Origin of the sequence: Bacillus sp. FSL H8-0534 (assembly GCF_038005885.1) — a bacterium.
Classification (GTDB): domain Bacteria; phylum Bacillota; class Bacilli; order Bacillales; family Bacillaceae_G; genus Bacillus_A; species Bacillus_A pseudomycoides.
The window spans coordinates 4,644,177-4,656,098 of the sequence record NZ_JBBOUC010000001.1; the positions used below are offsets into that span (position 1 = coordinate 4,644,177).

Here is an 11,922-nt window from a genome sequence, read left to right on the forward strand (position 1 = left end):
AACTATAGGGGGAAAAAATAATATTTTCGCAATTCGAAAAATAAGTTATCATTAAGATAAATAAAATTTTGGAGGTGGAAATATGGCAAATGTAGTAGAACCTACATTGACAGATTCTTTAGTTCAATCTTTACGTGAAGGACGTATTATAACAATTGCAACAATTGATTTTGAAAAGGCTGTTCCGAATGTAAGTGCTATTTCATGGGTATATGCAATAAATGAGACAAGTATTCGATTTGCGATTGATCAACGCTCTCGTATTGCGGAAAATTTGCGCCATCATGCAGGGATTGTACTCACTGTAATGGCAAATGAATCTGTATTTTCCATTAGCGGTGAAGCAAAGATTTTAAAGGAGAGATTGGATGGCAGTCCACTCAAATTAACTGTAGTAGAAGTATCTGTTCAAGAAGTACGTGATGTTATGTTTTATGGAGCAAAGCTTGCTTCGGAACCAACATATGAAAAAACATATGATCCTCGTGCTGCTGAAACACTTGATAATCAAGTGTTAACGGCGATGAAAGAATTGTAGAAAAGTGGATGAACACTATGGTTGTTCATCCTTTTCTGCTATTTTAACCTGAGTGAATAAGGAATCTTTGCTGCATGTTAGAATATAAATTTTGACGAATGAATACGATACCTAGTTATGAATGAGAAAAATGATTAAAAAAAGTTTTAATTTATATGAATTTCGATTCTGCCTCGTTAATACATTACATATAATTATAACAATGGTTCGTCCATATCATGATTATGGATGAAACCCTTGTTCTACAAATTTAAAAGTGGAGTCAGGGGGTAACAGGTTGGATAAAATTTATGTGTTAGATACGAATGTACTTTTGCAGGATCCTTTATCTATTTTTTCTTTTGAAACAAATGAGGTAGTGATTCCAGCAGTTGTATTAGAAGAGGTTGATTCGAAAAAACGCTACATGGATGAAGTCGGACGAAATGCTCGTTATGTATCTAAATTGATAGATAAATTTCGCGAATTAGGAAAACTGCATGAGAGTATACCCCTTGAAAATGGAGGGACATTTCGTATTGAATTAAACCATCGCTCATTTGTTCAACTGCAAGATATTTTTGTTGAAAAAACAAACGATAATCGTATTTTAGCTGTTGCGAAAAATTTATTCTTAGAAGAGCAAGAGAAAGAGAATGGAAAGTCTGTCATTTTAGTAAGTAAAGATGTACTTGTGAGAGTAAAAGCAGATGCTCTTGGTTTACAAGCTGAAGATTATTTAAGTGATCGTGTAATTGAAGTAGAAAATATATATTCAGGTTTTTTAGAAGGTTACATATCAAAAGAACAGCTCAATTATTTTTATGAAAAAGGAGAATTTCCTTTATCGGAAATTGCAAATCATCCATTTTATCCAAATCAATTTATCGTGATGAAAGATGCATTAGGTGGTTCTAGCTCTGCACTTGGAATTGTTGATTATTCAGGGAAAAAAGTGAAGAAACTTATTTTTCATAATGAGCAAGTTTGGGGAATACGTCCACGGAATGTGCAGCAAATTATGGGATTAGAATTGTTGCTTCGTGAAGATATTCCACTCGTAACGTTAACAGGGAAAGCAGGAACTGGTAAAACATTACTCGCGTTAGCTGCTGGTCTTATGCAAACGGAGGATTTAGGATTGTACAAAAAACTCCTTGTTGCTCGGCCGATTGTTCCAGTTGGTAAGGATATCGGATATTTACCAGGAGAAAAAGAAGAAAAGTTAAGACCGTGGATGCAACCAATTTTCGATAATCTAGAGTATTTATTTAATACAAAAAAACCAGGCGAATTAGATGCGATTTTAGCGGGTATGGGTTCAATTGAAGTAGAGGCGCTTACTTATATACGAGGACGAAGTATTCCAGATCAATTTATTATTATTGATGAGGCGCAAAATTTAACGAAACATGAAGTGAAAACAATATTAACAAGGGTTGGAGAAAAAAGTAAAATTGTATTAATGGGAGATCCACAACAAATTGATCATCCTTACTTAGATGAATATAATAATGGTTTAACGTATGTTGTAGAGAAATTTAAAGAACAAAAAATTAGCGGACATGTAAAGTTTGTAAAAGGAGAGCGTTCTAATTTAGCACAACTAGCAGCGGACTTATTATAAAGTGAAACTTTAATCAGTGAGGGATTTCATCAACCGAAGTCTAACTGTTTTGCTGTTGTTAAATTTTGAGGTGGGAATACTTCTGACCGCAAAGAGTGGAAAAAAAGGAGTGGCTTTTGCCTACTCCTTTTTTAAATAATTGTAAACTTACGGATATTTCGAATTGGATTGTTTATATTAGAGCCGTCACCAAAGTAAAGGTGGACAGGTCCATCTTCTCGTAATGGTTTTCCATCTTTTGAAAATCCAAGAATAACATTGTTTGCTTCTTCTAATGAAAGTGTGATTGAATCATGCAATGTGTGGATTTCAACATGTGTTGCTTCAGCTGTAATTTCAGCATTTTTGAAAAAGGGATGAAGTGGTATGCCAAACGTTCCTGTAATAAGCTGTTCCTTTTTAAATTTTTTTACGCTTTTTTGAATAGGTGGAAAAGCGGCACCATCACGGATTTCACGATCCCAATGTTCGGAAGTGTGCTTGAGATAGTCTTCTAATTCTGATTTTTCTTCTTTCGTTTCGGTGAAGTAAGTTGTTAAATCTACTTTTCGATCATCAAAAATCCAAACGCTTGGGTCAAGTGTGATCGGAAAGCGTACTTTTCCATTTATAAATAAAATTTCACTCATTGTTGTTCCCCCATTTGTATTATGCTCCCACTTTTCAGTATAATAGCATTAGACACGATTGTCACAAAAAATGTTTCTATTGCAATTTATTAAAACTATCGCTAATATTAATAGATAGGATAGAAGAGTAGGACGGAAACGGAGGGAATCAATTTGGCGTCTGAGACAGTAGCAAATCATCAGGAAAAGGCACTTGCCCTTCTAAAAGCGGATGCGGAGAAGATTTTAAGACTTATTAAGGTGCAAATGGACCACCTTACGATGCCGCAATGTCCATTATATGAAGAAGTGTTGGACACGCAAATGTTTGGACTATCCCGTGAAGTTGACTTTGCGGTTCGTCTTGGTCTTATTACAGAAGAGCAAGGGAAAGAAATGTTAGGAGAGCTCGAACGGGAATTATCAGCACTTCATGAAGCATTTACAAACAAACAATAATAAAGGGTTCAAATAAGGGGGCTCAAACTGACTAAGTTTGAGCTTTTTATTTGTATAATAAAGCAGGAAGAATTCCAATACATATGGAATACAACAATTAAACTGAAAACAGAAAGAGGATATTGAATGAAAAAAGTATGGAAGTCAATGGATTATTCATTATTGCTTCCTCTTGTTATTTTATGTGTACTGGGAGTTATAATGGTATACAGTTCTAGCTCTATTGTAGCAATTACAAGGCATGAAAAACCGGCCGATTTCTTTTTTAATAAGCAATTATTAGCTCTAGCTATTGGAACCGTAGGGTTAGGAATTATCGTTGCTATTCCGTACCACGTTTGGAGAAAACGAATTGTTTTGTTATTAATGATGACAGGTAGTATTGGATTGCTAGCGTTAGCATTATTGATTGGAAAGAAAGTAAATGGTGCGCAAGCATGGGTGCTTGGTATACAGCCCGCTGAATTTGTTAAAATTGCTATCATTATTGTACTCGCGCGTTTCTTTGCGAGAAGGCAAGAAACTGATACTTCAGTTTGGAAGGGATCAGCAGGTACGATTATGTTTATAGGATTAATATTGTTTTTAATTCGTAAACAAAATGATTTAGGAACAGTTTTGTTAATCATAGGTATTGTCGGAATTATGTTTCTTTGTTCAGGGATTCCGATTAACAAGTGGATAAAGCGTCTTGCATTAAGCACAATTGTATGGATTCCGCTTTTATACTTAGTTGGTAATTATGCATTGAAACCTTATCAAAAAGCACGTTTTGCGGTGTTTTTAAATCCATTTGATGATCCACAGGGTGATGGATTTCAGCTGGTGAATTCCTTTATTGGAATTGCTTCAGGTGGACTGAATGGTAGAGGACTTAGTAATAGTATACAAAAATTTGGGTATTTACCTGAGCCGCATACAGACTTTATTATGGCGATCATATCTGAGGAACTTGGTTTTGTCGGTGTAGCGATTGTTTTAATTAGTTTGTTACTTATTATTATTCGTGCATTGCGAATTGCTCAAAAGTGTAAGGATCCATTTGGAAGTTTAATTGCTATAGGTATTGCTAGCCTGTTTGGGGTGCAAACGTTTGTTAACATTGGTGGTATGTCTGGGCTAATGCCTCTTACTGGTGTGCCTTTGCCGTTTGTCAGTTATGGTGGTAGTTCTTTAATGGCGAATCTATTTGCAATGGGTATATTGTTGAACTTAGGGAGTTATGTGAAACGACAAGAGAAGCAACAAAAAGAAATATATGAGAAAAAACAACAAGGTGAGCCACATCTTGTTGTTGTGAAATAAAAAGGTTTTGTGTTTGATGACACAAAACCTTTTTATTATGTTGTTTTTTAATAAGTTATACTTTGTTTGGTTTAAATAACAATAGTGTGTCATAAATATTTTAATGTGTTATACAATAAAACTGTCAGAAAAAGAAGAGTTGTGCTATACTATTTTTGTGAAACAAATTGATCAGAAAACTTATCATTTGTTAAAAAATAAGGTATGATGTATAAAAATAAGGTGAAGCTTTCCGAGTATAGTTTAGAAAAGAAAGTGAAGAACTTCACGCTTTTAGAGCGTGTACCTATTTAATCTCTAAAGTGGTAGGAAAGTAGAGGGGGAAAATCATGACAAAGCTGCAACGTATTCAAAAAGTTTTAGTAGCTAACCGTGGAGAAATTGCAATTCGTGTATTCCGAGCTTGTTCAGAACTTGGATTAAATACAGTTGCAATTTATTCAAAAGAGGATAGCGGTTCTTACCATCGCTATAAAGCGGATGAATCTTATTTAGTGGGAGAAGGCAAAAAACCAATCGATGCTTACCTTGATATTGAAGGTATTATTGAGATTGCAAAAAGCAATCACGTGGATGCAATTCACCCTGGATATGGTTTCTTGTCAGAAAATATCCAATTTGCTAGACGTTGTGAAGAAGAAGGAATTATCTTTATCGGACCAAAGAGCAAACATTTAGATATGTTTGGAGATAAAGTAAAAGCAAGAACACAAGCGCAATTAGCAAATATTCCAGTTATTCCGGGCAGCGATGGACCTATTAATTCACTAGAAGAAGTTGAAGAGTTTGCTAAGAAGTATGATTACCCGATAATTATTAAAGCATCACTTGGTGGTGGTGGCCGCGGTATGCGTATTGTACGTAGCGGTGATGAATTAAAAGAATCTTATGATCGTGCAAAATCAGAAGCGAAAGCAGCTTTTGGTAATGATGAAGTGTATGTTGAAAAATTCGTTGAAAAACCTAAACATATAGAAGTTCAAATATTAGCAGATGAAGAAGGAAATGTTGTGCATTTATATGAGCGTGATTGCTCTGTACAACGTCGTCATCAAAAAGTAGTTGAAATTGCGCCAAGCGTGTCACTTTCAGATGATCTTCGTCATCGTATTTGTGAAGCAGCGGTACAGTTAACGAAAAATGTAAATTATTTAAATGCTGGTACGGTTGAGTTCCTTGTAAAAGGCGATGACTTTTATTTCATTGAAGTAAATCCACGTGTTCAAGTAGAACATACAATTACAGAGATGATTACAGGCATTGATATTGTTCAGTCACAAATTTTAATTGCAGATGGACACGCTTTACATAGCCCAATCGTAAGTATACCAAAACAAGAAGACGTTATTGTGCATGGTTATGCGATTCAATCTCGTGTAACAACAGAAGATCCGCTTAATAATTTTATGCCTGATACAGGGAAAATTATGGCGTATCGTTCTGGTGGTGGTTTTGGCGTTCGTCTTGACACAGGTAACAGTTTCCAAGGGGCTGTTATTACACCGTACTATGATTCATTACTTGTAAAAGTAACAACTTGGGCGCTTACATTTGAACAAGCAGCTGCGAAAATGGAGCGCAACTTAAAAGAGTTTCGTATTCGTGGGATTAAAACAAACATTCCATTCTTAGAGAATGTAGTAAAACATAAAAACTTCTTGTCAGGGGAATATGATACGTCATTTATTGATGCATCACCTGAACTGTTCGTGTTTCCAAAACGTAAAGATCGTGGAACAAAGATGTTAAGTTATGTTGGTACGGTAACAGTAAATGGTTTCCCAGGAGTAGGGAAGAAAGAGAAGCCAATTTTCCCAGATGCACGTATACCAAATGTAAAACATTATGAATCGATTCAAGATGGAACAAAACAAATTTTAGACGAACGCGGAGCGGATGGATTAGTAAAATGGGTGCAAGATCAAAAACGTGTACTTTTAACAGATACAACATTCCGAGATGCACACCAATCATTACTTGCAACACGGATTCGTACAAAAGATTTAAACCAAATTGCTGAACCGACAGCTAGAATGTTACCGAATTTATTCTCAGCGGAAATGTGGGGCGGTGCAACGTTTGATGTTGCGTATCGTTTCTTAAAAGAAGATCCATGGGAACGATTATTAGAACTTCGTGAAAGAATGCCAAATGTTTTATTCCAAATGCTTCTTCGTTCATCAAATGCGGTTGGTTATAAAAACTATCCAGATAATTTAATTCAAAAATTTGTAGAATGTTCAGCGCAAGCTGGTATCGATGTATTCCGTATTTTTGATAGCTTAAACTGGGTGGAAGGTATGAGAGTTGCAATTGATGCTGTAAGAGAGAGTGGCAAAATTGCAGAGGCAACAATGTGTTATACAGGGGATATCCATGACCCAATGCGCAGTAAATATGACTTAAATTATTATAAAAACTTAGCGAAAGAATTGGAAGCGTCAGGAGCACATATTCTAGGTATTAAAGATATGGCTGGATTATTAAAACCAAATGCAGCCTATGATTTAGTTTCTGCTTTAAAAGAAACGGTATCGATTCCGATTCACCTTCATACGCATGATACAAGTGGAAATGGTGTTTTAACGTATACGAAAGCAATTGAAGCAGGTGTTGATATTGTCGATGTAGCTGTAAGCTCAATGGCAGGTCTAACATCACAACCAAGTGCAAATACGTTATATTATGCGCTAGGTGGAAATGAAAGACAACCAGATGTTAATGTGAATTCATTAGAAAAACTTTCACATTACTGGGAGGATGTTCGTAAATATTATGCACCATTTGAAAGTGGTATGAATGCACCTCATACAGAGGTATATATGCATGAAATGCCAGGTGGCCAATATAGTAACCTTCAACAACAAGCGAAAGCAGTTGGTTTAGGAGACCGATTTGATGAAGTGAAAGTGATGTATCGCCGTGTAAATGATATGTTTGGTGATATTGTAAAAGTAACACCATCATCAAAAGTTGTTGGCGACATGGCGCTATTTATGGTACAAAATCACCTTACAGAACAAGACATTTTTGAGCGTGGACATTCTTTAGATTTCCCAGGTTCTGTTGTGGAAATGTTCTCTGGAGATCTTGGACAACCATATGGTGGCTTCCCGAAAGAATTACAAAAAATCATTTTAAAAGGGAAAGAGCCATTAACAGTAAGACCAGGGGAATTGTTAGAACCAGTGGACTTCGATGCTTTAAAAGAAGAGTTGTTCCATAAACTTGGACGTGAAGTAACGATTTTTGATGTTGTTGCATATGCATTATATCCAAAAGTATTTATGGATTATGAAAAAGTCGCTGGGCTTTATGGAAACGTGTCTGTACTCGATACGCCAACATTCTTCTATGGTATGAGGCTTGGTGAAGAAATTGGTGTGGAAATTGAACGTGGTAAAACATTAATGGTTAAATTAGTATCAATTGGTGAACCACAACCAGATGGGACACGTGTACTTTACTTTGAATTTAACGGGCAACCGCGTGAAATTGTTGTGAAAGATGAAGGTGTTAAATCAACAGTCGCGCAGCGTGTGAAAGGGAATCGTGAGAATCCAAATCATATTAGTGCAACAATGCCGGGAACGGTCATTAAAGTTGTTGTAAATGAAGGTGATGAAGTGAAAAAAGGCGATTCCATGGCAATTACAGAAGCGATGAAGATGGAAACGACGGTTCAGGCGCCATTCAATGGAAAAGTGAAGAAAGTATATGTAAAAGATGGAGATGCGATTCAAACAGGCGATTTACTTATTGAACTAGAACAATAATAATAAAGAAAAGAGTTGCTTGAAGGCAGCTCTTTTCTTTATATAAAAATAATAACTTGCCACAGTGGCAAGTTATTAAAACGATTGTTTATTTTGCGTTGTAGTTGATGGGTGTGCCTCTTTTGCATTTGCTGTGCTTCGTGTACCTAACATGACTAAATAGCATAATACAGCAAAGAGACAAGAAATAAAGAGTGAATGTAACAATGCCATTGATAAACTTGCATTAGTATAAACGACTAAAATACCAACAACTGCTTGAAGTGTAACGAGAATAAATGAGATAATCCATCCCCAATATACAACCTGGTGCTGTTTATAGTGACGAATAGCAACAATCATTGCGTATAGGATCCAAGCAAATATTAATATTGCGGCAACCCTGTGTCCCATTTGAACCCATTCATGCAATTGAGTAGGCCATGGTCTGTTTTTACTACAAAGTGGAAAGTCTGGACAAGCTAAACTTGCACGCTCGTGACGTACTAAAGCTCCTGTATAGACGACAATATAACTGTAAATTGTTACACCGTAAATATGAAATTTCATTTTTTTGTCCATGATGAGAGAACGTGCATCGAATTTTTTGTCGATTTCAAAAATAAGGCACGTTAGTAAAATGACAGAAGCAAACGAAATTAAAGAAATACCAAAATGAATAGCTAATACAGCAGGTACTTGTCCCCAAACAACTGCGGCAGCTCCCATGAGTGCTTGTGCCACTAAAAATACGAAAGATAAAACAGCTAGCGTTTTTGTTTCACGTACATGTTTATAATATTTCCAGGATAGGATACAAAGAAGTGTAACGAGAATCCCTGCCGATCCGGATGTTAAGCGGTGACTTAGTTCAATAATCGTTTCCATTGATAGATTAGAGGGAACGAGTTCACCATTACAAAGTGGCCAGGATTTACCGCATCCTTGACCTGAACCTGTTTTTGTAACTAAAGCCCCTCCTAATAAAACCCCTAGTAAGTCGAGGCTTGTAATGACTGCTAACCATTTAATAAAGCGTTGCAATCTGTTTCACCATCTTTCTGTTATGAAGTTATTGCGAAATATTTTCATTCCATCAATTTTATAGAACAAAACGCGCTACAGTCCTATGATATATAAAAAATAATAAAATAGCAAAGAAATGGAGAGAGGGGATAAAGAGTTTGGAATAAGAAAAAAACGGGATTTTAATTACATATTTTAGGAGAAATCATTTCTGTTATAAAAAGAAATGGGAAGAATATATGCTAAATATGACAAAATAGTTTATTATAGAAGGTAACCTCATGTTATGATTAGGAAGTAATGGGAGAAACTTTTTTGTTATCCGACACAAAAAGTTCACGTTTTCTTCACAAATTGTTAGGGAAATATGATTTAATATACTCGAGTATGAGCGTAGATTAGTAGTAGAGTGAGAAAACAACATTTCTACTGTAATAATATTGCTATATAGAAGCGTAATACTTTTGTAAAGTAAAGACGCGAAAGAAGGATGAAAGTTTTAAGAGGGGGTTGAAATGATGAACCATGCAACAAGTGAGCTGCATGATGAGTCAGCTATAACAAATGTGCCGGAAACAACACGTGTACAAGATTTATTAGCGCTCGTTAAGATGGGGATTGTAAACTCGAATACACTTACGGTATTTACAGGATTTTGGTTGGCTTTACATTTTAATGGATTAAATGCTGTTAACCATTTGGATAAAATGTTCTTTACAATTGTCGGCTCGGCTTTAATTATGGCAGGATCATGTAGCTTGAATAACTATATTGATCGGGATATCGATCACTTAATGGAACGGACAAAAAATCGTCCGACAGTAACAGGAAAATATAAACCTGGTTTTGCGTTAACATTAGGTATGACTTTATTGCTTCTTGGTTTTGTATTCTTGTTATTTACAACACCAATGGCAGCAATTATAGGTTTCATCGGTGCTTTCACATACGTTGTTTTGTATTCATTATGGACAAAACGAGCATATACACTTAATACAGTAGTAGGTAGTGTATCTGGAGCAGTTCCACCTTTAATTGGTTGGGCAGCAGTTGATCCTAGTTTAGATCATCCAATTGCTTGGATGCTATTTTTAATTATGTTTATTTGGCAAATCCCACATTTCCTCGCGTTAGCGATGAAACGTGTTGATGAATATCGAAATGCAGGTATTCCCATGCTTCCTGTTGTACATGGATTTGATATTACAAAACGTCAAATCATGATTTGGACAGTATGTTTATTACCATTACCATTTTATATGAGTGGACTGGGAGTAACATTTATGGTAATTGCAACATTGCTTAACATTGGATGGATCGTATTAGGATTCTATGGATTCCGTAAGAAGGATGACATAAAATGGTCCGTACAAATGTTTGTCTACTCCTTGAATTACTTGACAATCTTATTTGTGTCAATGATTGTAGTTACATTCTTCTAAGACAACGACATGAGGGGATTTCTTTACGTTGAGATTTACTTTACTTACTATAAATAAAGTACAATCTAATTCACAAAGAAAGTGGGGGTTGTTTGTATGAAGAAACAGTGGCGACTGCTTTCATTCGTTTCACTGCTGGCTTTACTGTTAGGGGGATGCGGTAAAGCCTTTCAATCTACTTTAATTCCGCAAGGTGAAGTAGCAAAAATGCAATATGATTTACTCTTGTTAGCAAGTGCAATTATGGTAGGTGTCGTACTTGTAGTTACTATTATTTTCTTGTATGTAATTGTGCGTTTCCGACAAAAGAAGGGTCAAGAAGATTATATCCCAAAGCAAGTTGAAGGAAATCACAAACTAGAAATTATATGGACAGTCATTCCGATTATTCTTTTGCTGATATTGGCTGTTCCAACTGTTACATATACATTCAAACTTGCTGATGTAAGTGCGATGGAGAAAAAGAATATTGATAAAGACACAATCGTTGTTGATGTAACAGCGAATCTTTATTGGTGGGAATTTTCTTATAAATCAGAAAAGATAGTAACTTCGCAAGACCTAGTTATCCCCACAGGTAAAAAAGTATATTTGAATTTGAAAGGTGCTGACATTAAACATTCGTTTTGGGTCCCATCTTTAGCTGGGAAAATGGATACGAATACGGATAATGTCAATAAAATGTGGTTAAAGGCAGATAAATCAGGAACTTATAATGGTTTTTGTACAGAATTTTGTGGCCCATCACATTCTTTAATGCAATTTAAAGTAAAGGCTCTTGATGAAAGCGAGTACAAAGATTGGATTGCTGATATGAAGAAACTTGATGGTAAGAAGGAAGTTTCTTCTCCAAAAGAACAAGAAGGTCAAGAAATATTCAACAAAAGCTGTATTGGTTGTCATGCAACTGGATCAAATGATAGTAGACCACCTTCTGCACGTATCGCACCAAACCTAGCAAACTTTGCTGATCGCGATATGGTTGCCGGCATTGCTGAAAATAATGAAGAAAACGTAAAAAAATGGTTAAAGGATCCTGAAAATATGAAGCCAGGAAATAAAATGACTGGTAAATATGGCAACTTAACGGACGGTCAAGTAGATGCATTAAATGCATATTTGAAAACGTTAAAAGTTGAGAAGTAAAGAGGGATTATTTGCGAAGGGGAGGTTGAAAACGTGA

The 11,922-nt window shown here is 35.7% G+C and carries 9 protein-coding genes; 7 read left to right on the plus strand and 2 right to left on the minus strand.

Going from position 1 to position 11,922, the window contains the following annotated elements; all coding sequences use genetic code 11:
- Positions 1–82 precede the first annotated feature (82 nt).
- Together MHH71_RS23810 and MHH71_RS23815 are read left to right on the plus strand one after the other, a co-directional pair.
- Positions 83–538 (plus strand): pyridoxamine 5'-phosphate oxidase family protein, encoded by a 456-nt coding sequence (locus MHH71_RS23810; RefSeq protein WP_006095803.1) that lies wholly within the window; start codon positions 83–85, stop codon positions 536–538.
- A 277-nt stretch (positions 539–815) separates the two neighbouring features.
- The gene (locus MHH71_RS23815) at positions 816–2,144 is read left to right on the plus strand and encodes a PhoH family protein (RefSeq protein WP_018764776.1); all 1,329 of its coding nucleotides are present in this window, start codon (positions 816–818) and stop codon (positions 2,142–2,144) included.
- 131 nt (positions 2,145–2,275) lie between these two features.
- On the opposite strand, the gene MHH71_RS23820 is transcribed toward MHH71_RS23815, so the two are convergent.
- Complete coding sequence (locus tag MHH71_RS23820; RefSeq protein ID WP_006095802.1) at positions 2,276–2,773, minus strand: hypothetical protein; 498 nt, start codon at positions 2,771–2,773, stop codon at positions 2,276–2,278.
- Between the two features lie 153 nt (positions 2,774–2,926).
- Here MHH71_RS23820 and MHH71_RS23825 point away from each other — a divergent pair, with 153 nt between their 5' ends.
- The 3 genes from MHH71_RS23825 to pyc all read left to right on the plus strand — a co-directional run bounded on the left by MHH71_RS23825 (position 2,927) and on the right by pyc (position 8,292).
- Positions 2,927–3,211 carry a YlaN family protein gene (locus MHH71_RS23825; protein WP_006095801.1) on the plus strand — a complete coding sequence of 95 codons (285 nt, stop codon included), beginning with the start codon at positions 2,927–2,929 and terminating at the stop codon, positions 3,209–3,211.
- 126 nt (positions 3,212–3,337) lie between these two features.
- Positions 3,338–4,516 (plus strand): FtsW/RodA/SpoVE family cell cycle protein, encoded by a 1,179-nt coding sequence (locus MHH71_RS23830; protein ID WP_006095800.1) that lies wholly within the window; start codon positions 3,338–3,340, stop codon positions 4,514–4,516.
- Between the two features lie 329 nt (positions 4,517–4,845).
- The gene (gene pyc, locus MHH71_RS23835) at positions 4,846–8,292 is read left to right on the plus strand and encodes a pyruvate carboxylase (RefSeq protein WP_006095799.1); all 3,447 of its coding nucleotides are present in this window, start codon (positions 4,846–4,848) and stop codon (positions 8,290–8,292) included.
- A gap of 75 nt (positions 8,293–8,367) precedes the next feature.
- On the opposite strand, the gene MHH71_RS23840 is transcribed toward pyc, so the two are convergent.
- Positions 8,368–9,315, minus strand: a complete 948-nt coding sequence (locus MHH71_RS23840; RefSeq protein ID WP_006095798.1) for a COX15/CtaA family protein — start codon at positions 9,313–9,315, stop codon at positions 8,368–8,370.
- A gap of 500 nt (positions 9,316–9,815) precedes the next feature.
- Here MHH71_RS23840 and cyoE point away from each other — a divergent pair, with 500 nt between their 5' ends.
- Together cyoE and coxB are read left to right on the plus strand one after the other, a co-directional pair.
- Positions 9,816–10,739, plus strand: a complete 924-nt coding sequence (gene cyoE / locus MHH71_RS23845) for a heme o synthase (protein ID WP_018780890.1) — start codon at positions 9,816–9,818, stop codon at positions 10,737–10,739.
- A gap of 96 nt (positions 10,740–10,835) precedes the next feature.
- Positions 10,836–11,885 carry a cytochrome c oxidase subunit II gene (gene coxB, locus MHH71_RS23850; RefSeq protein WP_018764771.1) on the plus strand — a complete coding sequence of 350 codons (1,050 nt, stop codon included), beginning with the start codon at positions 10,836–10,838 and terminating at the stop codon, positions 11,883–11,885.
- Positions 11,886–11,922: the final 37 nt, after the last annotated feature.

Excerpts from the sequence above, each read along its gene's own strand:
- pyc (WP_006095799.1), top strand. The coding sequence starts at position 4,846 with ATGACAAAGCTGCAACGTATTCAAAAAGTTTTAGTAGCTAACCGTGGA.
- coxB (WP_018764771.1), top strand. The coding sequence starts at position 10,836 with ATGAAGAAACAGTGGCGACTGCTTTCATTCGTTTCACTGCTGGCTTTA.
- MHH71_RS23830 (WP_006095800.1), top strand. The coding sequence starts at position 3,338 with ATGAAAAAAGTATGGAAGTCAATGGATTATTCATTATTGCTTCCTCTT.
- MHH71_RS23820 (WP_006095802.1), bottom strand. The coding sequence starts at position 2,773 with ATGAGTGAAATTTTATTTATAAATGGAAAAGTACGCTTTCCGATCACA.
- cyoE (WP_018780890.1), top strand. The coding sequence starts at position 9,816 with ATGAACCATGCAACAAGTGAGCTGCATGATGAGTCAGCTATAACAAAT.
- MHH71_RS23810 (WP_006095803.1), top strand. The coding sequence starts at position 83 with ATGGCAAATGTAGTAGAACCTACATTGACAGATTCTTTAGTTCAATCT.